Origin of the sequence: Planotetraspora silvatica (genome assembly GCF_016863315.1) — a bacterium.
Lineage (GTDB): Bacteria > Actinomycetota > Actinomycetes > Streptosporangiales > Streptosporangiaceae > Planotetraspora > Planotetraspora silvatica.
This window is the reverse complement of record NZ_BOOQ01000049.1, coordinates 89,842-110,999: the sequence shown is the minus strand read 5'-3', so window position 1 is coordinate 110,999 and position 21,158 is coordinate 89,842. Positions and strand designations below refer to the sequence as shown.

The following is a 21,158-nucleotide window of genomic DNA, read 5'->3' as shown; positions in this document are numbered from 1 at the left end:
TCTGCTCATCCAGTTCCTTCCGGGGATGTCGTAATGGACCGTCTGCCTAGCTGGATCCGCCAGCACCTCGCCGCGCTCAGGGCAGTCATCGTGCTGACCCTGCTGCTCGGCGGGATCTACCCACTGGTCGTCACCGGTGTCGCCCAGGCGCTGTTCAACTCCAACGCCAACGGCCAGATCATCGAGAAGAAGGGCGCCGACGTCGGCAGCGCCATCATCGGCCAGCTCTTCACCGACAAGGACGGCAACCCGATCGGGAAGTACTTCCAGAGCCGTCCGTCCGCCGCGGGCGACGGGTACGACATGCTCTCGACCGCCGCGAGCAACCTCGGTCCCGAGGACGTCGTCGACACCCTGCCCGACCCGAACGGGGCCGACGACGACGCGAAGGCGGGCAGCCAGTCGCTGCTCACCACGGTCTGCGCCCGCTCCAAGGCGATCGGCGAGCTGGACGGCGTCAGCGGCGCCCGGCCGTACTGCACCGCCGACGGGGTCGGCGCGGTGCTGAAGGTCTTCCCCGCCGCCGGAACGCCCACCCGGGCGGTCAGCGTCAACCAGGCCTGCCCCGCGACGCCCTTCATCGCCGACTACCAGGGCGTGAAGGTGGAGTGCGGCAAGCCCGCCGAGGACTACTCGGCCGGCAGGACCGTGCCCATCCGGGGCGACGCGCCCACGCCCACGGTCCCCGCGGACGCGGTCACCGCGAGCGGCAGCGGGCTCGACCCGCACATCTCGGTGGCCTACGCGGACCTTCAGGCGCCTCGGGTGGCCAAGGAGCGCGGACTCGACGTGACGAAGGTGCGGTCGCTCATCGCCGACAACACCACCGGCAGGGCTCTCGGCTTCATGGGCGAGCCCGCCGTCAACGTCCTGGAGCTCAACCTGGCCCTCGACGACCTGGCCTCCGGCACGGGACAGTGACCGCGGTGCCAGGGGGACGCTCCCGCACCGGCTCCGGACTCGTTTCCGGGGCCGGGGCGGGCCTCCGCGGCGGGCGCGTGCCGGGCGGCGACGCCCGGCGGCGGCCCGCCCGGTGCTCCGTACGGCGCCCGGCGCCGCGCGGGAAGGCGCGGAGGCCCTCGTGACGCGCGTTCTCGTCGTCGACGACGAGCCCCAGATCATCCGGGCGCTGCGGATCAACCTGGTCGCCCGCCACTACGAGGTCGCCGTCGCGTCCGACGGCGCGTCGGCGCTCCGCGAGGCCGCCGACTGGCATCCCGACCTGGTCGTCCTCGACCTCGGGCTGCCCGACATCGACGGTGTGGACATCATCCACGGCCTCCGTGGGTGGACCAGCGTCCCGATCATCGTGCTCTCCGGGCGCACCGGGCACCAGGACAAGGTCGACGCCCTCGACGCCGGCGCCGACGACTACGTCACCAAGCCCTTCGGAATCGACGAGCTGCTCGCCCGTGTCCGGGCGGTCAGCCGCCGTGTCGTGGCCCAGGAGCCGGGACCGGCCGTGATCCAGATCGGTGATCACGCGATCGACCTCGTCGACAAGACGGTCTCCGGCTCCGTACGGCTCACGCCCACGGAGTGGCATCTCCTGGAGATCCTCGTGCGCAACCCCGGCAAGCTGGTCAGCCAGCGGCAGCTGCTGACCCGGGTCTGGGGTGCGGGGTTCGTCAAGGAGACCAACTACCTCCGCCAGTACATGGCCCAGCTGCGCAGGAAGCTCGAACGGGATCCGGCGCATCCTGCCCACCTCATCACGGAACCGGGCATGGGCTACCGCTTCAAACCCTGAGAGGACACGATGTCCGCAGTTGCGACCCCGGCGCCGGCGACCGCCGGAGAGGAGCCTGCCGATACCGGTGAGAGGCACCGGCTGACAGTGGCCGGGGGCCTGGCCGCGCTCTCGCTGGACGCGATGGCGTCGGTGGCGTACGGCCCCGAGGCGATCGTCGTGGTGCTCGCCGTCGCGGGTGGTGCGGGACTGGGTTTCACCCTCCCGATCACGCTGGGGATCGCTCTGCTCCTGGCCGTGCTGACCCTGTCCTACCGGCAGGTCATCGCGGCCTTTCCCCAGGGCGGCGGCGCCTACGGCGTGGCCAGGACCCACCTCGGCCGTCCGGCGGGCCTCGTCGCCGGCGCGAGTCTCATCGTGGACTACGTGCTCAATGTCGCGGTCTCCGTGGCCGCGGGCGTGGCGGCGCTCACCTCCGCGTTCCCCGGGCTTCTGCCGTACACCGTCTGGTTGTGCCTGGCGGTCCTCGCCATGGTCACCGCGATCAATCTGCGGGGCATCGCGCACAGCGCCCGCGCCTTCATGGCGCCCACGGCCGTCTTCGTCGGGGCGATCCTGCTGGTGATCGTCGCCGGTCTGGTCCGCGGCGAACCGGCGACGGCCGTCGAGCACGCCGCGCAGGCGCACAACCTGGAGGCGGTGGGCGTCCTGCTGCTGCTCAAGGCGTTCGCGAACGGCTGCGCGGCGCTGACCGGCGTCGAGGCGATCGCCAACGCGGTCCCGTCGTTCAGGACGCCGCGTGTCAGGAGGGCGCAGAACGCGGAGGTCGCCCTGGGCGCGCTGCTCGCGCTCATGTTGATCGGCATCGCCGTCCTGATCGGCAAGTTCGCCATCCGTCCCGTCGACGGGGTCACCGTGCTCGCGCAGGTCACCCAGGCGTCCGTGGGCGACGGGCCGCTGTTCTACCTGGTGCAGTTCGTCACCGTGATCCTGCTGGCGCTGGCGGCCAACACCTCCTTCGGCGGCCTGCCCGTGCTGGCCCGGCTGCTGGCCCAGGACAACAACCTGCCGCACCTGTTCGCACTGCGCGCCGACAGGAACGTCCACCGGTACGGCATCGCCTTCCTCGCGGTGACCTCGGCCGCGCTGCTGGTCATGGCCCGCGGCGAGATGAACCTGCTGGTTCCCCTGTTCGCCATCGGGGTCTTCGTCAGCTTCACGTTGTCCCAGGCCGGCATGGTCAGGCACTGGGTGACCGACCGGCCCGCCGGGTGGCGGCGGCACGCGGCGCTGAACGGGTTCGGCGCGCTGCTGACAGCCGTCGCCGCGATCGTGGTGACGATCTCGAAGTTCGCCGAGGGCGGCTGGCTGATCGTGGTGGCGCTTCCGGTGATCGTGCTGGTCATGCGGCGGATCAACCGGTCGTACGCCCGGATCGGGACGCGCCTCGAGCTCGGCAGGACCCCTGCCCCGCCCCGGCCGCGCCGGTCGCTCGTGGTGGTCCCCGTTCAGCAGGTCAACCGGCTCACGCGCGACGCGCTGTCCGCCGCGCTCTCCCTCGGCGACCGCGTGGTGGCGGTCAACATCTCCCATCCCGAGAACGAGGAGGGGAGCCGCCGATTCGGCGAGGACTGGGCGCGCTGGGCGCCCGACGTCGAGCTGGTGCGGCTCTTCGACGCCCACTGGCGGCTGGACGAGCCACTCGTCGGCTACCTCGCGAGCGTCCCCGAACCCCACGTGTTCGTGCTGATCGCCGAGGTCGAGCCCGAGCACGTCTGGCAGCGGCTGCTGCAGAACCAGCGCGGAGTGATCTTGGCCCGCGCGCTGCGCCGCCGTACCGATGTCGTGGTCTGCCGCATGCGGTTCCGGATCGGCGGTCCGGGCGAGGACGCGGAAGGCGGCCGGCGGGAGAAGACGGTCAGATGAGTCCCCGCATCTCTGGGCCTGACTTCGGCGACTCCGCCGGCGGATCTCCGGGAGCGGTCACGGACGTGGGCGCCCGGTGGAGCGTGGCGGCCATGGTGATCGTGCTCGTCGGCTGTGTGACCGGTGTCGTCGCCTGCTTCGTCATGACGCGTGCGGCCGACGCGTATCCCGCGAGCCACCGGCAGGTCACCGCCCACATTGTGCGGGTGGTCGGGCTTCCGGGCGGCGGCGGGCGGTCACTGCCCGCACCGGGAGCGGAGGTGGAACTGTCGTGGACGGGCCGGGACGGGGCCGTTCACACCGGCAGGACGCATGTGGGCCCGCTTCCGGACCTGAGGAGTCCCGTCCGCGTGTGGACCGACGCGGGGGAACGGCTGGACTGGGGTCCCCCGGGAAACGGCACGATCATCCTTGGATCGGTGCTCGGGGGACTCGCCGCGGCGAGTGCCGCATGGTCGGCCGGTCGGCTCCTGCGCGTCGGACGGCGGGCGTGGACGGCGCGGCGCGCCGTGGCCGGTTGGGAGCAAGAATGGAAGGACATCACCGCCAAGAGGCGGTGATGTCCTGTGCAGGGCTGTACTGCTAGCGCCGCGGCTCAGCCCTGCGGCTCGGGTTCGCTCACCGAGGGCTCACCGAGGCGAGCGGTCAGGAGCGTCGCGATCGACGCGGAATCCTCATCCTGGTCGGCCAGGTCCTGTTCGAGGACGCACATCAGGCGGTACGGGCGACGGGCCGGGACATGGTCCCGGCGGGGTCGATGACGATCCCGATGACGTCGAGATCGTTGATCATGCACCGAAGGGCGGGTTCGCTGAGGCGGATCCATTCCTGGTCAGTGCCGAGCACCTTGGCCAGCCGTAGCGGCGAGGTGAAGGCCACTGAGGTCTTCTTGCCCGATGCCGTACGGAACAGGCGAAGGGAAAGGGAGAGCGTGCCGTGGTTGACGGGCACATATAAAGGATCTTCCAGCATGGGTCGCCTCCAGGGAGAACTCGTACAAAGAGGACGCTAGACCCGGATTTCCGTCTGAAGCTCGTTCGCTACGGAATTCCGACGTGATCCGCGCGAACGCTGACGTCTCGTTGACGCGCAGGGGGGAGGGCCGGATCCACGGGCCGGGCGGGGATCTCGGACACGGCCGGGTGCTCTGGCAGAATTCACCGTGTGACCCGCGCGGTGCAGCAGACGACACGCGACCTGCGTCGCCACAACCGGTCCGCGGTGCTCTCGCGCCTGTACGTCCAGGGGCCGACGAGCCGCCAGGATCTGACGAAGGTGTCCGGGCTGAGCTCGGCGACGGTGAGCAACGTCGTCTCCGACCTGATCAACGACGGCGTGGTCGCCGAGGCCGGGCTGGTGGGCTCGGACGGCGGCCGTCCGCGCACCCTCATCCAGGTACGCGGCGAGTTCGGCCACGTCGTCGGGGTGGACATCGGTGAGACCCACGTCCAGATCGGGCTGTTCGACTACACGCTCGCGACCTTGGCGACCGCCACCTACTCGGTGGCCTCCACCAGGCTGGAGCCCGAGTCGGTCATCGGCCTCGTGCTCGCCGGGGTCGAGGAGGTCGTCTCCCAGGTCGGTGTCGAGACGGGCAGCCTGCTCGGGGTCGGCGTCGGCGTCCCCGGAGCGGTGCAGCAGATCGGCGGGCGGGAGCTGGTGTACGCCCCGACCCTCGGCTGGTCGGCGGTGCCGCTGGCCGACATGTTGCGCAGGGATCTTCCCGTGCCGGTCTACCTCGACAACTGCGCCCGCACGCTCGGGCAGGCCGAGATGTGGCGCGGAGCCGGCCGCGGGGCACGGCGGGCGATCGTCGCGCTCCTCGGCGTCGGCGTGGGGGCCGCCGTCGCGACGTCGTCGGAGTCGTTCCGCGACATGACCAGCATGACCAGCACGACCAGCGAATGGGGCCACACCGTCATCAACGTGGACGGCAGGCCGTGCAGATGCGGGTCTCGCGGCTGCCTGGAGGCCTACGTGGGGGCGGAGGCGGTCCTCGACGACTACCTGGCGCTCCCGGACGCCCGGCCGTTCGAGTCGAAGGGCACCGAGGCGCGCCTCGCGGAGCTCGTGGCGCGCGCGGAGGACGGCGGCGGCGCGTCCCAGGTCCTCGGCAAGACCGCGGAGTATCTCGGCATCGGCATCGCGAACCTGATCAACCTGCTCAGCCCCGACCGGGTCGTCCTGTCCGGGTGGGCGGGGGAGACCATGGGCTCCGCGATCCTGCCCGCCGTCCGGGAGACCGTGCGGCGCCACGCGGTGTCCTACATGTACGGCCAGGTCCGCATCGAGCTCGGCCAGCTCGGCCAGGAGGCCGTGGCGCTGGGGGCCGCGACGTTGCCGGTGGTCCAGGTGCTGGCGAGTGGCGGGTCGCTCCCCGCCTGACGGCCCCGCCCCTCTTGCCATGATCGCCACGCGGTCGTGAGGATGAGGGCCATGCCTACTTTCACCGCCCCCGACGGGACCGAGCTCGCCTACCACGTCACGGGGGAGGGAGAGCCGCTCGTCTGCCTGCCCGGTGGGCCGATGCGTGCCTCCGCCTACCTGGGCGATCTCGGCGGGCTGCCGGGGCACCGCCGGCTGGTCATGCTCGACCTGCGCGGCACCGGCGACTCCGCCGTCCCCGCGGACCCGGCGACGTACCGCTGCGACCGGCAGGTCGCCGATGTCGAGGCGTTGCGCGATCACCTCGGGCTGGATCGCCTCGACGTCCTCGCGCACTCCGCCGGCGGCGATCTCGCCCTGCTGTACGCGGCCGCGCATCCGCGGCGCGTCCGGACGCTCACCCTGGTCACGGCCCGCGCCCGCGCCCTGGGCGTGGACTTCACCGAAGAGCACCGGCGGGAGGCGGCCGCCCTGCGCGTGGCCGAGCCCTGGTACGGCGCCGCGTACGACGCCTACGAAGCCGTCTGGGCCGGCTCGGCCACCGACGCCGACTGGGACGCCGTCGCCCCGTTCTTCTACGGCCGATGGGACGCGGCCGCTCAGGCGCACGCCGCGTCCGACCTCGAACAGAGCAACCTGGAGGCGGGGGAGCTGTACGCGTCCGCCGGCGCCTTCGACCCCGGTGCCGCGTGCGCCGCCGCGGCCGCGCTGGACGCGCGGGTCCTGGTCCTCGTGGGCGAACTGGACGGCACCCCGCTTCCCCGCGTCGCCGCCGTCGTCGCCGGGATGTTCCACCGGGCTGAACTGGCCGTCCTGCCGGGCGCCGGTCACTTTCCATGGCTCGACGACCCCGGTGGCTTCACCCGGATCATCGCGACGTTCCTTGACGCGGCCGGGACGTCCGGTTCCGGGGCGGATCAGGTGAAATCTCCGGTTGACCTTCGAACCAGTGGAACTTAGCTTAAGTCGTGGACTAAGTATCCGTGACCGGGGTGCCGCGCACCGGAAGATTCCATCGGAGTTCGAATGCCATCTCGTCATGCCGACGGCCATCTCTACATCGACGGCGCCTGGCGTCCCTCCACGTCGGGCCGGTTCGCCGACGTGGAGGAGAAGGCGACCGGTGCTCGAATCGGGCGCTACGCCCTGGGCGACGCGACAGACGTCGACCAGGCGGTGGCCGCGGCCCGCGCCGCGCAGCCGGGATGGGCGGCCCTGTCCGCCCCCGAGCGCGCCGGCTACCTGCGCCGGATGGCCGAGCACCTTCAGGGCCGTTACGACGAGCTCGTCACCCTGAGCATGCGGGAGACCGGAGGGGTGCGGGCCAAGGGTGAGGACGAGGTCTCCACGACGATCCGCCAGCTCGGCATCTCGGCGGTGCAGGCGACGGAGAACGCCGGGGAGATCCTGCCGCCCTACAAGGCGGGCAAGCTGTCCCTGTCGCGGGTGGTGCCCCTCGGCGTGCTCGGGATCATCACGCCGTGGAACTACCCGATGAACCTCGCCATGCGCGCGGTGGCGCCCGGCCTGGCGTTCGGCAACACGGTCGTGCTCAAGCCCGCGGAGCTCACCCCGATCATCGGCGGGCAGGTGCTCGCTGAGGCGGCAGAGGCCGCCGGTCTGCCGCCCGGCGTGCTCAACGTCGTCACCGGCGACGGGCCCGGGGCGGGATGGCCGCTGGCCACCCATGACGGCCTGGACCTGATCGACTTCACCGGCTCCCGCAAGGTCGGCCTGGACATCGCCGCGTCGGCCGCCGCGACCCTGCGGCCCATCCGCCTCGAGCTCGGGGGCGACAACGCCTTCCTCGTGCTCGCCGACGCGGACGTGGACCTGGCCGCCTCGCTCGCGATGGTCGCCTCCCTCGAGTTCCAGGGTCAGACCTGCATCAGCTCGAGCAGGCACATCGTGGTCCGCGACGTGGCCGAGGAGTACATCGCGGCCGTTACTCGCCGGGTCGAGGCCCTGCGCGTGGGCGACCCGCTGTCCGGCGAGGCCGATCTCGGCCCGCTCATCAGCACCGCGCAGCGCGACCGGGTGCACCAGACGATCGTCGAGCCGTCCATCGCGATGGGCGCCAAGCTGGTCGCCGGCGGCACCTACGACGGCCTGTTCTACCGGCCGACCGTGCTGACCGGCGTGACGCCGGACATGCCGGCCTTCACCGAGGAGATCTTCGGCCCGGTCGTCCCGATCACGGTCGTGGACACCGAGGAGGAGGCCGTCGCCCTGACGAACGGGTATCCGATGCTGATGAACTCGGTGTTCACCGCCGACCTCATGCGAGGCATGCAGGTGGCCGAGCGGTTGCAGGCCGGCGAGGTGCACGTCAACGACGCGCACGCGCGGCACGGTGCGGAGAACCAGATGCCGGGCTTCACCCGGCGCCAGTGGATCGGCGTCCAGCGCACGCCGCTCGACGTTCCCGCCTGGACCGCCGACCCGGCGGGCCGGCAATGAGCGACGGGAGCCGCCGGGCCCTGGTCGTCCGGGGCGGCTGGGAGGGCCACGTGCCCGTCGAGGCCACGGAGCTGTTCATCCCGTCGCTCACCGAGGCCGGGTTCGACGTGACCGTCAGCGAGGATCTGGACGTCTACACCGATCCGGAGCTCATGGCCGCGACGGACCTGGTCGTCCAGTGCTGGTCGATCGGCAAGCTGACCAGGGAGCAGAGCGGAGGCCTGGTCTCGGCCGTGCACGCCGGCACCGGCTTCGCCGGCTGGCACGGAGGCGTGGTCGGGACCTTCGGCGACAGCCACGACTACCTGAGGATGGTGGGCGGGCTGTTCCTCTGGCACCCCGAGGACTTCCTCGACTACGAGGTCACGATCGTCCCCGGTCAGGCCGGCCACCCGATCGTCGCGGGTCTCGCGGACTTCACCGTGAGGACCGAGCAGTACTGGATGCTCACCGACTCGCTGAACACCGTCCTGGCCCGAACCACCTTCACGCCCGAGGACGGCGAGCACGGGGGAGGGCCCGTCGACATGCCCGTGGTGTGGACCCGCAGATGGGGCGCCGGAAAGATCTTCTTCTCGGCGATCGGTCACCGGGTGGCCGACCTGGAGCAGCCGGTCGTCCGGACGCTCACCGAGCGCGGCCTCGTCTGGGCGGCACGGTGAGCGCCCCGCTGGGCGGCTCGGCGGGTGGCGCGGATCCCGGCGCCGTCGTGCTGGCGATGCCGCCCGGCCTGCCCGACAGGCTCTTCCAGGGCCGGAGCGCGGAGCGGCTCCGCGCTCTGGTCGGCCCTGACTGGGGGCCGCCCCTCACCGGGTTCGACTCGGCCGAGGCCCGCGACCGGCTCGCGCGGGCACACGTCCTGCTCACCGGCTGGGGCAGCCCGGTGATCGACGACAGGGTGCTCGACCACGCGCCGCGCCTGCAAGCCGTCGTCCACGCGGCGGGCACGGTGAAGAGCCACATCTGTGCCGCGGTCTTCGAGCGGGGCGTCCTGGTGAGCTCGGCGGCTGACGCGAACGCGGTCCCGGTCGCCGAGTACACCGTGGCGATGATCCTGCTCGCCAACAAGGCGGTCCCCGCCATGGCCCGGGAGTACCGCGCACGGCGCGAGGCGATCGACCTCATCGGCGAGTATCCCGACATCGGCAACCACGGCAAGACCGTCGGCCTGGTGGGGGCGTCGAAGATCGGCCGCAGGGTCGCCGAACTGCTCCGGCCGTTCGATCTCGGGGTGCTGGTCAGCGACCCCTACCTCGACGAGGCCGGAGCCGCCGCGCTCGGTGTGCGGAAGGCCGGCCTCGACGACCTCTTCGCGTCCTGCGACGTCGTGTCCCTGCACGCGCCCGCGATCGAGGAGACGCGGGGGATGGTGAACGCGTCGCGCCTCGCGGCCATGCGGGCGGGCGCGACGCTGATCAACACCGCGCGGGGGTCGCTGGTCGACCACGACGCCCTCGTCGCCGAGTTGCGGCGCGGCCGCATCTCCGCTGTGCTCGATGTGACGGAGCCCGAGATCACCCCGCCGGACTCGCCGCTGTGGGAGCTCCCGAACGTGGTCCTGACGCCCCACGTCGCCGGATCGCTGGGCAACGAACTGGCTCGACTGGGATCGCAAGCCCTGGACGAGGTGTTCCGGGTCATCGACGGCGAGCCGCTGTGCCACCCCGTCGATCTGGCTGCTCTGCCGGTCACAGCTTGAACATCAGTGGTAGGCGTGTACGACGGCGTGGCCCCGGCCCTTGCCGATGATCCACTTGTTGACCGGCGTGGTGACGACGAAGGCCAGCGCCAGCGAGGCCGCGAGCGCGCCCCAGAACAGCCCCGTGGCCAGGCCCGCGTCCATGGCGCCGGGGACGACCACGATGAAGCCGTTGTCCACGATCTCCATGATCAGGATGGAGAGCGTGTCCGCCGCGATCGCCAGCCGTACCGCCTGCCGCCAGCCCACGTCGGCGCGGAGCAGGCCTCGCAGGGTCAGGGCGTAGCCGAAGAGGAACGCCAGGGCGACCGAAAGGATCAGCGTCGCCGCGTTGCTCCAGGACAGCGCCGTGCCGATAACCATCCCGAGCACCTCGCCGATGGCGCATCCGGTGAGGCAATGGAGGGTGGCCGAGGCGGCCGTCCGCCAGGTGGCCGGCCCGTGCCTGTGCTCGGCGTGCCTGTGCTCGGCGTTCCTGTGTTCCGTGTTCTCGTGCTCGATGTGCCCGTGCTCGATCTGCCTGTGCTCCGTGTGCTCGCCGTGCGGGTGCCCCACGTGGCGGTGCTCGCCGTGGACGGTCCGGGAACCGCCGGGCGCGGGGTCGTGAGCGGGGGCCGGCTCGGGTGCGGATCCGGACATGGTGATCTCCCTCTGACTCCGTCGACGTGCTCAATATACCCCCTGGGGGTACATGGCGGTCGCGCCCTGCCCGGGCAGGTGCCCGCGGTCCGCGGCTCCACGGAAGCCGGGGGTACCCTGCGCACATGACGCCCGAGGATCAGGCCCCGCAGAACACCCCGCACCACACGAGCGCGCGGGTCGCGCCGACCGCCCCCAACCTGGCGGCGCCGTCCGCCGGACGGGTGGGCTGAGGCCATGGGAAGCGGAGTCCGGCGGATCGTCCTGCTCACACTCGGCTGGGAGGACCTGCCCAAGACGGTCTCGGTACACGGCGACACCTCGGGGACGCGGCTGCGCGAGCCCGTGCCCGGGGTGCTGCTCCAGGTCGACGGCGGCTGGGTGCTGCTCGACACCGGGTTCAACACCGCGCTGATCCGCGACACGGCTCTCGCCCGGCGGTTCTACCAGCGGCCGGAGTACCTCCCCCTGCTCCCCGGCCCGGGTGAACCGCTGGAGGAGACGCTCGCCGAGGCGGGCATCCCGATGGAGGAGATCCACGCGGTGGCCGTCAGCCATCTGCACCTCGACCACGCGGGAGGGCTCAAGCACTTCGCCGGCCGCGTGCCCGTGCACGCCCAGCGGACCGAGTTGCGGTACGGCCTGTCCGACGCGGCGGAGGCGCACGCCATCTTCCGGATCGACTTCGACGACCCGCGCATCGACTGGCGCGTCGCCGACGGGGAGGCGGAGATCGCGCCGGGGGTGACCGCCGTGCCGACACCGGGCCACACCCCCGGACACCAGAGCTTCGTCGTCGACCTGGACGAGTCCGTGGGCGGCGGCGGCTTCGTCTTCGCCTTCGACGCGGCCGACCTCACCGAGAACATCGACGGGGAACTCGCGGTGGGCGGGTTCATCGACTGCGAGCCGGAGGCCACCGTCGAGCAGATCAGGAAACTGAAGAAGATCGCCGAGGCGAAGGGGTATCCGCTGATACCGGGGCACGACCCGGTGGCGTGGCCCGCGTACACCGCCGAGTTCGCGCGGCGCTTCCCCGCTTCCCGCTGACGGCACGACGCCACACGCGGATCCCGCCGGAACAGCGTCCCGGCGGGTCCGCGTATGAATCTACGTTGTAAAGGCCTCGGCGCCGGAACGCCGAGGGGTCAGCGGGCGCGGGAGGAGTAGGGGAGCAGGGCCATCTCGCGAGCGTTCTTGATGGCCCGTGCGACCTGCCTCTGCTGCTGGACGGTCACCCCCGTGACCCGGCGGCTGCGGATCTTCCCGCGGTCGGAGATGAACTTCCGCAACAGGTCGGTGTCCTTGTAATCGATGTAGCCGACGCCGAGCAGGGGATTGGACTTCTTCCGCGGAACGCGGCGGGGCTTCATGCGATCTCCTCCAGGTCGAGGACGGCGGCGAACGGGTCGTCGTAGGCGGCCCAGGCAGCGGGCCCGGCGAGGGACTCCTCAGGGGTGAGCAGGCAGGAGTCGAGCAGCGTGTGAATGCGCTCGCGGTCGAGCTCGGGACCGGTGAAGACCAGGTGCTGGACGCGGTCGCCCACCGTCGGCGCCCAGTCGAGGGCGGCGGCCATCCGGCGTGCGGGTGAGATCAGCTCCCACGCCGCGTCGGGCAGCGCCGCCAGCCACGGGCCCGCGTCCTCGACGGAGACCACGCCGGCCACCGCGTCCCAGGCCAGCAACCGCTCGGGCCGTGTGGCCAGCCAGAACCGGCCGCGGCTGCGGACCGATTCCGTGACCAGCTCGTCGACGGCCTCGAACAGGCGGTCCGGATGGAGCGGGCGCAGGCGGTGCCACACGACCGTGGTGATCTCGTCCGTCACCGCGTCGCACGGCAGTTGCGCGGTCGGCGGGTCGACGCGCGCCGCCAGTTCCTCGGCCCGCAGGGCGGCGCCCGTCACCTCGGGAAGCGGTCCGTCCACCAGGGCGACCGGGGTCAGCGGGGTGAGGTGGCCCAGCACCGCGCGCGTCAGCTCCACGTCCCCCTCGTCACCGTCGCCGCCGTGGACCATCAGGCCCGTGGCGTACTCGATCTGCCGTGCGAGCACCTCGGCCAGGTAGCGCTGGTCGCCCTGCGCCGCCTGCCGGCCGACCTCGGAGAGGCGATCGGCTCGGGCGATGTCGACGGGCATGTGCACGGCGTCCAGCGCGGTCAGCACGGCGGTGACCCGGAGGAGGTCGCGCGCCTCCTCGCAGTCGAGCGCTTCGGCGACGGATCGGGGCTCGACCGAGTCCCACAGGTCCGCGATCAGCAGCGAGGCCGAGGCGGCCTGCCGTACGAGCTCGGGGACGAGATCCTCGCGGACCGTGCAGGTGACGCAGCCGTGGGCCAGCCGGACGTCGGTCCTGTCACGTATCCGGGAGGCGTCGCGGACGACGCGCTCCACTCGGCCGCGAGTCACGTCGCGGAGGTCGTGGTGGACCGCGACGGAGCCGGGGTGGGCGCGGAGCAGCCGATCGACGGCGGCGGTCCTGGCCGAGTCGTGCAGGCCCGCGACGAGGACAACAGGGACGGACACGAGGTCTCCCTTCAGGAATAAAACGGTTATCATTTTCATTCTACGACTCGAAAGGAGCTGGAGTGGCCAGAAACGAGGTGCGTCCCGTGATCAAGCTGCGTTCGACCGCGGGAACCGGCTACACCTACGTGACCCGCAAGAACCGGCGCAACGATCCCGACCGGATGACGCTGCGCAAGTACGACCCCATCGCCCGGCAGCACGTGCTGTTCAGAGAGGACCGATAACCATGAGGAAGGGCATCCACCCCGAGTACCGTCCGGTCGTCTTCCGCGACCCGAGCGCGGACTTCGCCTTCCTGACGAGGTCGACCGTCACCAGTGACAAGACCGTCGAATGGGAGGACGGCAACGTCTACCCCGTGGTCGACGTCGACGTGTCCTCCGCGAGCCACCCGTTCTACACCGGTCGCGGGCGCGTGCTCGACACCCAGGGCCGCGTCGAGCGCTTCCGGCAGCGCTACGGGAGCCGGTGATGTCGGCTCGCTGCCAGCTCACCGGGGCCGCACCGGTCTTCGGTAACAACGTCTCCCACTCCCACCGGCGCACCCGGCGCCGGTGGGAGCCCAATGTCCAGCGCAAGCGCTACTGGCTGCCGAGCGAGGGCCGGTTCGTACGGCTCACGCTGAGCGCCAAGGCGATCAAGACCATCGACAAGATCGGCATCGAGCGGGCCGTCGCGCGGATCCGGGCCAGGGGAGAGAAGATCTAATGGCCAAGAAGAGCAAGATCGCGGCCAACGAGCGCAGGAAGGCTGTCGCCGCCCGCTACGCCGGCCGTCGTGCCGAGCTCAAGAAGGTCGTCAGGACGGGTACGGCCGAGGAGCGCGCGAGAGCCGTACGGGAGCTGGGCAGGCAGCCGCGTGACGCCAGCGCCACCCGCGTGCGCAACCGGGACTCGGTCGACGGCCGGCCCCGGGGATACCTGCGCACGTTCGGGCTCTCGCGGATCCGCTTCCGTGAGATGGCCCACCGGGGAGAGCTCCCCGGTGTCACCAAGTCGAGCTGGTAGGAGAGACATGGCCGTCCCCAAGCGGAAGACCTCCCGCAGCAACACCCGCAGCCGCCGTTCCCAATGGAAGGCGCAGGCACTCGACCTGGTGCCCATCGTCCTCGACGGGAGGCGGATCCTCGTCCCCAGGCGACTCGTGAAGGCCTATCACGCGGGGCTCGTCGAGCCCCCGTCGTAGGTGCTGACGTGAGTAGTCGGTGACGAAGTGAGGGGCCCGGTGCGCGGTGGCCGACCCGCGCCCCGGGCCCCGCGGGCGCCTACGGCTTGCGCCGGCCCCGGTCGGGCCGCCGCCTGATCCGGGCGCCCAGCGCGGAACGCGACAGCGCCCACGCGGTCCGGGCGGACGGGTTGATCCGCAACGCCTCATAGGCCGCGATGGTGGACAGCGCCTTGCCGCCGGGACCGAGCCCGCGGGCGAGACGGCCGATGGTGAGCCAGGCCTTGGCCCGGTCGCCGGCGTTGAGCGCGGCCACCGTCAGGAGCCTTCGCGCCTCGGTGAGTTCGCCCTCCTGCGCGAGGATGTCCGCCATGCCGAGCAGCACGTCCATCGGGCTGCGGTCGAGCAGCACGGTGTTCCCGACGCGCAGGGCGTCGTCGTGCCGCCCGGAGTCGTAGAGCTCCTTGAACTCGGCCACCCGGAAGTCGAGCCGCTGTTCGGCCCGCGCCGCGAGGCGCTCGTCGTACAGGCCGCCGTTCGACCGCCCGGCATCCGCCGAACGCGGCAGGCTGAGCGCGGTCGACATGCGCTCGGTGAAGGCCGGGATGTCGAACAGGTCCTCCACCTCGCGGAAGCCGTCCTCCGAGATCGGTTCGCACAACACCGCCTGGAGCGCGGCGAACGCGGCGTCGGGGGTGTACTCGCCGAAGGACCGGTAACCGGACACCCCGGCGAGGACCTCGTGGGAGCCGACCCGCTCGTACGTCACCACGCGCAGCCGTTGCTGCACCGCCTCGATCACCGACAGCGGCATCGGGTCGTCGACGCTCGAGAGGAAGAAGACGTCGGACTCGGCCAGCTCACGCCGCACGCGGCGGCGCGGCAGCGGGCCGAGCCACTCGACGGCGTCGGAGACGAGCGTGCTCTCACCGAGCCGCCGGGTCCGCTGCCCGATCCAGGTGAAACGCCAGGGCAGGCCGAGGGCGCGGGCCCGCTCGGCCACCCGGGAGAACAGGTCGACGCCCTTGCGGTCCTGGACGCTGCCCACCATGACGATCCGCGACTCGCTGGATACCCCCTCCCTGGCCCGCCGCCGCTCGGGATCGCGGGGCACGGTGTTGTAGACGATCATCGGGTCCCTCGCGCCCAGGATGCGGAACAGGTCCGCCTGCGCCTTGGAGACGCACAGCAGCTGCACGAGGGGCAGCAGCTCCAGCATGTCCGTGTGCCGGTCGCCGCGGATGCGCGCCTCGTAGTCCATGACCCACTGCGTCTCGTGGACGTACACCGCGACGCGGACCCCCGACTCGACGAGGGCGCGCACGACCGCGTTGGCGATGGGGGACCGCCAGAAGAAGGCGAGGCTGTTGACCAGCACCACCTCCATGTCGCGCAACGCGGCCAGCACGTCCCCCACGGTGGAGAACGCCTGGATGTCGAAGTAGTGGACGGCCACGGGACTGCGGGCGAGCAGCGACTGGGTGTAGGTGAGCACCGGGACGGCGACGCCCGTGGCGTAGGAGAAGTCGTCGCCGAGCACGGCGAGCGAGTGCGGCCGGGTGACCCGGTCGCGAACGTCGGCCAGGGCGCGTTCCGCGAGCGTGGCGGGTGCGGACACCGGCGAGGAGGTGGCACGTTCCACCGGGGCGGGTGAAGGCTCTCGCGGGACGCGCGCCCCCGTGATCACGTCGAGGATGTTGTCGGCCACGCCGTCGCCGAAGCTGAGGAAGTGGTCGAGCGGCTCGCCGTGCGCGTTGCCGGCGAACGTGGCCGACGTCTTGAGTTGCAGGGCGACGTCCGTCAGCGCGCCGATGGAGCCCACGTTGCGCAGCATGGCGTGCTGGATCACCGGGAAGACGATGTTCAGCCGCTCGGGGTTGTAGAGCACCAGCGGGGTGCCGGCGCGCAGCGTCTGGAGGTAGGTCGTGGAGAAGAACGTGACGGCCAGGTCGTACGGCCGGAGTCCGGCCGCGTCGACGAGCACGTCCGCGCCGCGCACGGTCACGTCCGGCAGGGTCTGCAGCCATTCGAGGTGGGAGTCCCGGGACGACGGGTGGGGTTTCACGTCGATCGTCCCGTACGGCGCCAGCGCGGCGAGCATCTCGGTCAGCACCTCGCGGTGGTCCCTGGCGGTCAGCTTGCCCTGGTCGGACAGCGACTGGTCCAGGACGACGATCCGGAGCGGCTCTCCGGCCGTCCGGGAGGGGCGGAAGGACTGCGCGCGGGCGGCGTTGACCAGGTCGAGGTCGTCGCTGTGGCCGAGCGCCCCCGTGATCACAACGTCGCCTGCTTCGGAGCTCGACCGGAACCTCAGGTGGTTGCTCGTCGCCGGGCCCCAGACGCAGACGGCGGAGGGGCCTGAGGCGCCGTAATACCAGTTCTGGTCGCGCTGAGATCCGGCGTGGCGCTTGTAGTGGAAGTCGAGATGCCCGTCCTGGACGAGCACGACGGGCAGCCGCCGGTTGAGCGCACGGGCGACCAGCCGCCCCCGGCGTGACTGGTCGTTGAACAGGACGAGCCGGTCGACGTTCTCCTTCTCGGCGAATTCCACGATGCGCCGCTCGAGTTCGTCGGCGAATTCCCGGTCGCCGACCGGTTCGCCCACCTCGAAGAGATTACGGACGGTCGTGTGCGGGAGGCGGGCCTGACCTTCGGCGGCGACCCAGGCGGCCACGTCGCCTTCGACGTCCGCGGTCAGGACCGAGAAGTCCGGTGCTTCCGGGCGCTCGGCCGCGATGAGCCGGCCAGTGAGGGCGATTGCATTACGGTTCTCGACGAATATCGCTATATGCACTGTTGAACGTCTCCACTGGTGATTGCGGGCGCACGCCGGCGTTCACCGGCGGCGCCGTCCCCTGGGCAACAGCGGTGGTTCAATCAAACGGGATTTATGTGCAAAGCATAGCTGTCGGATAAGAATTGTCTGTTGTGGTCGTTGAATTCGATCAGATATCTGATGGATATCAAGAAAATAACAAATGACCGTGTATGCGAACTTTTTTCATCCGGGTTCGTTCCGGGCGGCGCCTCGTGGCCCGGTTTCCGGGTGACCCGCGTGTCAGCGGGAGTCGAACGCCCTGCGGTTGGCCTCGATCTCCGTGTAGTTCGCGCTGGCCCAGGCGGCGAGGGCGAAGACCGGTTCGAGCAGGGTCCGGCCCAGGCGGGTGAGCTCGTACTCCACCCGCGGTGGCACCTCGGCGTAGACCGAGCGGGTCACCAGTCCGTCGCGCTCGAGATGGCGCAGGTTGAGGGTCAGCATGCGCTGCGAGATGCCGCCGACGGCCTCCCGGAGCTCGCCGAACCGCCGCGGTCCGTGCTGCAGCGTGCCGATGATGAGCAGGCTCCACTTGTCGCCCACCCGGTCGAGGACCTCCCTGACCATCGGCCCTTCACGTGAGACGCGGTCGCAGGGGTTGGGTGTCCCCTTCCCGTCGTCCATCGCGTCTCCAGGTCGGTCGGGGCCTGCCGAGAGGAATTCGGCCCATCCTTTAATGCTCAAATATCATAGTAATATGGGATATGAATAAATGTCGCCCTGACGAGCTCCGGGTGCCGTTCCCCCCTGTACGACCCCCGTATGGCCCCTTGTCCGGCCCCCTTTGCGCCCCCTGCGTGGCAACGCCGGGACGGCCGCGCGCTCCGCTCGCGACCGCCCCCGCTCTTCGCGCCCGATCGGGCGACTCTCGTGATGCCGGATCTCAGAAGGCCCAGGGACCGAAGCGCCCCCAGGCGATGATCGCGGCGAGGACGAGCAGGACCACGTTGAACGGCACGAGCTTCGTCTCGCCCCGGCGCACGTGCACCGGGATGGCGCCGACCTGGACGAGGGCCAGGCCCGTCGCCGCGAGCGGCGTGAGGACCGGCGCGATGTCGAGGGCGGCCGGGAGGATCAGCCCGATCGCGCCCAGCAGCTCGAGGACGCCGATGAGCTTGACCTGGCCGTCGGAAAGGTCTTCCACCCAGCCCATCTGCGGGGCCAGCGCGGCACGCGACTGGAAGGTCTTCTTGATTCCCGCGAAAAGATAGAGAAGGGCGAGGATGCTCTGCAGCACCCACAAGACGATGTTCATGGAGACTCCGTGGGGGAAGCCCGCCGCGTGAGGCGGCCGGCGGGTGTGAAACGCACGCGAGAAACCGCATAATCGCAGTTCAGCGCCATTGGTTACTGTTTGTGCGCATGCTCATGATGCACCAACGTCACGTGGCTCACAAAAGGCACATTGATGTGCCCATGAGACATCGATGTGCGCACGCGCCCCGCATGCACGTGCCCCGCATGCACGTGCCCCGCACGCGCTCGCCTCGCATGCGCTCTTCACGCGCCCTGCTCGCACGAGCAGGGCGCGTGCGGGAGTCCGGGCTCAGTTGAGCCCGGAGCCGTCCGGCGTGGACCGGGCCCAGGGGGTGACGACGATCCGGCGGGGTGCGGTGGCGGCCGCCTGACTCGCCCAGGCCGTCCCGATGTGGTCGAGCGGGGCCGTGTCGAACGCGACCTTCAGCCGACCGGCGACGGCGTGCTCCATGACCTGCGAGAAGGCGGTCCGCCGCTGGTCCTTGGTGAGGTCGTTGTTCGTGTATCCGAGGACCGCGGCCGAACGGCTGCGCAGCGCCGAGGAGCCGAGGGTCGCGGTCTCCCCGGCGGACCCGCCGAGATTGACCAGACGGCCGCCCTGCGCGAGCACGCGCACAGCCGCTTCGGCGGGCACTCCGAACAGCGGGTCGATGACGACGTCCGCCCCTCCGTCGCAGGCCGCCGCCATCCGTTCCGCCAGGGTCGCGGCGTCGTCGCCGGCCGTGATGGGAACGACGGCGTCCGCTCCGGCGGCGCGGGCCGTCTCCTGTGCCGCGTCGGACCGGCAGGCGGCGACCACCCGGTGCGCGCCGAGCAGCCGGGCGGCCTGCACCGCCACCTGCCCGACGACGCCGCCCGCCCCGAGGACGAGCACCTGCTCGCCCGGCCGGAGGGCGGCCCGCCAGGTCAGCGCCATCCAGGCCGCGACCGCGGACAGACCGAGCGCCGCGGCCTGGGCCTCCCCGACGCCGTCGGGGAGCGGCACGAGGTCCTCCTCGGGGACGGAGCAGTACTGCGCCAGGCTTCCGTCACCGGGCCGCATCCCGGCCGGGGTGGGGAACCAGACACGAGTCCCCGCGGGTCCCCATTCGGTGTCCTCCGTGACGAACCCGACGCCCTGCACGCCCGGCACGTACGGCAACTCCGGGATGCCGAAGTACGACGTGCCCGAGGCGCACAGGAGGTCGAGCGGCGTGATCGGCGCCGCCAGCACGCTGACGACGACCCGGCCCTTCTCCCGCCGAGGCCGGTCGCGCGCTCCCGCTGCCGGCGCGTCCCCGCACGCTCGGATGACCGCCGCGCGCATCACGTCGTCCATGTCGCTGACGCCGCCCACGTCGTCCATGTCGCTGGCGTCGCTCACGTTGCGATGTCGGGGTACGGCAGGCTGAAGTGCTGGAGCCGCATGCCGTACTCCTTCTGGAAGGCGAGCGGCTCGTCGTAGTCACGCTCGAACATGGCGATGAACAGCGTGAGCGTGAGGAACGGGTGGGCGCCCAGCTCGAACAGCCGCACGTAGTCGTGGCTCGCCAGCGCCTCGCGCTCGGTGTCCTCGAACCGCAGCCAGGTGCTCGCCTCGCCGGAGTGGCAGCCGAGGATCGAGTTGGCCCGCTCCGCCTCCCACCAGTCGACGGTGCCGCGAGGGTCCTCCCGGTAGCGCTCGACGAGGTCGGGATCGCGGTCGACGGTGAACAGGAACTTGTCGATCAGGTACTTGCTCATGCCGTCACCCCATTGGGATACCAGGTGAAGTACGCCTCCATGGTGTGGAACAGATCGAGCGTGTCCACGTAGTCGGCCTTCGCGCCCTCTCCGGCGACGCCCATCATGAGCATGAAGTCCATGAAGCCGTGTGTGGCGTTGCCCGGCTCCCACAGGCTGTCGAGCGTGACCTCGGAAAGGCAGCCTTCGATGTCGCCGGAGGCGATCCATTCGACGGCCTTCCTGTCGAACTCCGGATCCGGCCCGTGCGGGCCGAACTGGCGCGGCCCGCCGAGTTCCAGGGAGAGGTGGCCGGTGCCGATGACGGCGACCCTCTTGTCGCTGGGCCACGACTCGACGAGCTGCCGGATCGTCCGGCCGAGCTCGACGAAGCGCTTGGGCCGGGGGAGCGGCGGCGCGAAGATGTTCGTGTAGATCGGCACGATGGGCAGGTCGGCCTCGGGCCTGAGCGTGATGATCGGGCACGTCACGCTGTGGTCGATGCGCAGCTCGTTGCTGAAGGCGAGGTCGAAGCCGGCGTCGAGTCCCTCGCGGAGCACGTGGGCGGACAGGTCCTCCTGGCCCCGCAGCAACATGCGCGGCAGGCCGAACTCGCGCTCCTCGTTGTAGAAGTTGGCGTCGTAGAACGGTGCCTTCCCGACGAGGAACTGCGGCATGTTGTCCAGCCACAGCTGGTGGAAGTGGTCGGAGCCGACCATCACCAGCACGTCGGGGTTCGCCCGGGTCAGCGTCTCGCGGAAGGCCGCGATCTTGGCGACCCAGGCGTCGGCGAACGGCGGGCGTTCCTCCGGCGGGGCCGTGCTCGCCCGGTAGTAGAAGGGGTGATGCGTGGACGCGATCACCGCGACCAGTTCTGCCATGAGACCTCCCGGGGCGG

25 protein-coding genes are annotated in these 21,158 nt (G+C 71.0%); 15 read left to right on the top strand and 10 right to left on the bottom strand.

The genetic code is table 11. The features are described 5' to 3' along the window. The first annotated feature begins 33 nt into the window (after positions 1 to 33). The 4 genes from Psi02_RS32780 to Psi02_RS32765 all read left to right on the top strand — a co-directional run bounded on the left by Psi02_RS32780 (position 34) and on the right by Psi02_RS32765 (position 4,176). On the top strand, positions 34 to 921 hold the full coding sequence (locus tag Psi02_RS32780) for a potassium-transporting ATPase subunit C (protein ID WP_203979705.1): 888 nt from the start codon (positions 34 to 36) through the stop codon (positions 919 to 921). Between the two features lie 160 nt (positions 922 to 1,081). Next, positions 1,082 to 1,750 carry a response regulator gene (locus tag Psi02_RS32775; protein ID WP_203952103.1) on the top strand — a complete coding sequence of 223 codons (669 nt, stop codon included), beginning with the start codon at positions 1,082 to 1,084 and terminating at the stop codon, positions 1,748 to 1,750. Positions 1,751 to 1,759: 9 nt separating this feature from the next. Further along, complete coding sequence (locus tag Psi02_RS32770) at positions 1,760 to 3,616, top strand: APC family permease (RefSeq protein WP_203979704.1); 1,857 nt, start codon at positions 1,760 to 1,762, stop codon at positions 3,614 to 3,616. Then, a complete protein-coding gene (locus Psi02_RS32765; protein ID WP_203979703.1) occupies positions 3,613 to 4,176 on the top strand; it encodes a hypothetical protein in 564 nt (187 codons plus the stop codon). Before Psi02_RS32770 ends, Psi02_RS32765 begins: the two co-directional genes overlap by 4 nt. 151 nt (positions 4,177 to 4,327) lie before the next feature. Here the strand turns inward: Psi02_RS32765 and Psi02_RS32760 are convergent, their stop codons facing one another. After that, entirely contained in the window at positions 4,328 to 4,567 is a 240-nt protein-coding gene (locus tag Psi02_RS32760) for an SAV_915 family protein (RefSeq protein ID WP_203979702.1), read from the bottom strand. A 213-nt stretch (positions 4,568 to 4,780) separates the two neighbouring features. Here Psi02_RS32760 and Psi02_RS32755 point away from each other — a divergent pair, with 213 nt between their 5' ends. The 5 genes from Psi02_RS32755 to Psi02_RS32735 all read left to right on the top strand — a co-directional run bounded on the left by Psi02_RS32755 (position 4,781) and on the right by Psi02_RS32735 (position 10,160). Then, complete coding sequence (locus Psi02_RS32755) at positions 4,781 to 6,001, top strand: ROK family transcriptional regulator (RefSeq protein WP_203979701.1); 1,221 nt, start codon at positions 4,781 to 4,783, stop codon at positions 5,999 to 6,001. 51 nt (positions 6,002 to 6,052) lie between these two features. Then, the gene (locus Psi02_RS32750; protein ID WP_203979700.1) at positions 6,053 to 6,961 is read left to right on the top strand and encodes an alpha/beta fold hydrolase; all 909 of its coding nucleotides are present in this window, start codon (positions 6,053 to 6,055) and stop codon (positions 6,959 to 6,961) included. 66 nt (positions 6,962 to 7,027) lie between these two features. Continuing rightward, a complete protein-coding gene (locus tag Psi02_RS32745; protein ID WP_203979699.1) occupies positions 7,028 to 8,461 on the top strand; it encodes an aldehyde dehydrogenase family protein in 1,434 nt (477 codons plus the stop codon). Then, on the top strand, positions 8,458 to 9,123 hold the full coding sequence (locus tag Psi02_RS32740) for a ThuA domain-containing protein (protein ID WP_203979698.1): 666 nt from the start codon (positions 8,458 to 8,460) through the stop codon (positions 9,121 to 9,123). Before Psi02_RS32745 ends, Psi02_RS32740 begins: the two co-directional genes overlap by 4 nt. After that, complete coding sequence (locus Psi02_RS32735) at positions 9,120 to 10,160, top strand: hydroxyacid dehydrogenase (RefSeq protein WP_239095363.1); 1,041 nt, start codon at positions 9,120 to 9,122, stop codon at positions 10,158 to 10,160. The genes Psi02_RS32740 and Psi02_RS32735 overlap by 4 nt, the downstream gene beginning before the upstream one ends. Positions 10,161 to 10,163: 3 nt before the next feature. On the opposite strand, the gene Psi02_RS32730 is transcribed toward Psi02_RS32735, so the two are convergent. Beyond that, positions 10,164 to 10,799: a DUF4396 domain-containing protein gene (locus tag Psi02_RS32730; protein WP_203979697.1), complete on the bottom strand. Its 636-nt coding sequence runs from the start codon at positions 10,797 to 10,799 to the stop codon at positions 10,164 to 10,166. 237 nt (positions 10,800 to 11,036) lie between these two features. Here Psi02_RS32730 and Psi02_RS32725 point away from each other — a divergent pair, with 237 nt between their 5' ends. Continuing rightward, positions 11,037 to 11,849, top strand: coding sequence for an N-acyl homoserine lactonase family protein (locus Psi02_RS32725; RefSeq protein ID WP_203979696.1), 813 nt, complete (start codon positions 11,037 to 11,039; stop codon positions 11,847 to 11,849). A gap of 98 nt (positions 11,850 to 11,947) precedes the next feature. Here Psi02_RS32725 and rpsR read toward each other — a convergent pair whose 3' ends face one another. Next, the gene (rpsR, locus tag Psi02_RS32720; protein ID WP_203952091.1) at positions 11,948 to 12,172 is read right to left on the bottom strand and encodes a 30S ribosomal protein S18; all 225 of its coding nucleotides are present in this window, start codon (positions 12,170 to 12,172) and stop codon (positions 11,948 to 11,950) included. After that, complete coding sequence (locus Psi02_RS32715) at positions 12,169 to 13,320, bottom strand: CobW family GTP-binding protein (RefSeq protein ID WP_239095362.1); 1,152 nt, start codon at positions 13,318 to 13,320, stop codon at positions 12,169 to 12,171. Before Psi02_RS32715 ends, rpsR begins: the two co-directional genes overlap by 4 nt. 62 nt (positions 13,321 to 13,382) lie before the next feature. Here Psi02_RS32715 and rpmG point away from each other — a divergent pair, with 62 nt between their 5' ends. From rpmG to rpmF, 5 genes are read left to right on the top strand one after another with little or no spacing between them, the layout of a single operon-like run. Then, positions 13,383 to 13,547: a 50S ribosomal protein L33 gene (gene rpmG, locus Psi02_RS32710; protein ID WP_203952089.1), complete on the top strand. Its 165-nt coding sequence runs from the start codon at positions 13,383 to 13,385 to the stop codon at positions 13,545 to 13,547. A 2-nt stretch (positions 13,548 to 13,549) separates the two neighbouring features. Beyond that, entirely contained in the window at positions 13,550 to 13,795 is a 246-nt protein-coding gene (locus tag Psi02_RS32705; RefSeq protein WP_203952088.1) for a type B 50S ribosomal protein L31, read from the top strand. Continuing rightward, positions 13,795 to 14,031, top strand: coding sequence for a 50S ribosomal protein L28 (rpmB, locus tag Psi02_RS32700; protein ID WP_203979695.1), 237 nt, complete (start codon positions 13,795 to 13,797; stop codon positions 14,029 to 14,031). The genes Psi02_RS32705 and rpmB overlap by 1 nt, the downstream gene beginning before the upstream one ends. Then, positions 14,031 to 14,330 (top strand): 30S ribosomal protein S14, encoded by a 300-nt coding sequence (gene rpsN / locus Psi02_RS32695; protein ID WP_203979694.1) that lies wholly within the window; start codon positions 14,031 to 14,033, stop codon positions 14,328 to 14,330. The genes rpmB and rpsN overlap by 1 nt, the downstream gene beginning before the upstream one ends. Positions 14,331 to 14,337: 7 nt before the next feature. Continuing rightward, a complete protein-coding gene (gene rpmF / locus Psi02_RS32690; RefSeq protein WP_203979693.1) occupies positions 14,338 to 14,508 on the top strand; it encodes a 50S ribosomal protein L32 in 171 nt (56 codons plus the stop codon). Between the two features lie 79 nt (positions 14,509 to 14,587). Here the strand turns inward: rpmF and Psi02_RS32685 are convergent, their stop codons facing one another. The 6 genes from Psi02_RS32685 to Psi02_RS32660 all read right to left on the bottom strand — a co-directional run bounded on the left by Psi02_RS32685 (position 14,588) and on the right by Psi02_RS32660 (position 21,141). Then, positions 14,588 to 17,281, bottom strand: coding sequence for a glycosyltransferase family 4 protein (locus Psi02_RS32685; protein WP_203979692.1), 2,694 nt, complete (start codon positions 17,279 to 17,281; stop codon positions 14,588 to 14,590). Positions 17,282 to 17,545: 264 nt separating this feature from the next. Further along, complete coding sequence (locus tag Psi02_RS32680) at positions 17,546 to 17,926, bottom strand: winged helix-turn-helix transcriptional regulator (protein WP_239095361.1); 381 nt, start codon at positions 17,924 to 17,926, stop codon at positions 17,546 to 17,548. A gap of 259 nt (positions 17,927 to 18,185) precedes the next feature. Beyond that, a complete protein-coding gene (locus tag Psi02_RS32675; protein WP_203979691.1) occupies positions 18,186 to 18,557 on the bottom strand; it encodes a DoxX family protein in 372 nt (123 codons plus the stop codon). Positions 18,558 to 18,848: 291 nt separating this feature from the next. Next, on the bottom strand, positions 18,849 to 19,922 hold the full coding sequence (locus Psi02_RS32670; protein WP_239095360.1) for a quinone oxidoreductase family protein: 1,074 nt from the start codon (positions 19,920 to 19,922) through the stop codon (positions 18,849 to 18,851). Continuing rightward, positions 19,919 to 20,281 (bottom strand): hypothetical protein, encoded by a 363-nt coding sequence (locus tag Psi02_RS32665; protein WP_203979690.1) that lies wholly within the window; start codon positions 20,279 to 20,281, stop codon positions 19,919 to 19,921. Before Psi02_RS32665 ends, Psi02_RS32670 begins: the two co-directional genes overlap by 4 nt. Then, positions 20,278 to 21,141, bottom strand: coding sequence for a DODA-type extradiol aromatic ring-opening family dioxygenase (locus Psi02_RS32660; protein WP_203979689.1), 864 nt, complete (start codon positions 21,139 to 21,141; stop codon positions 20,278 to 20,280). The genes Psi02_RS32665 and Psi02_RS32660 overlap by 4 nt, the downstream gene beginning before the upstream one ends. Between the last annotated feature and the right edge of the window lie 17 nt (positions 21,142 to 21,158).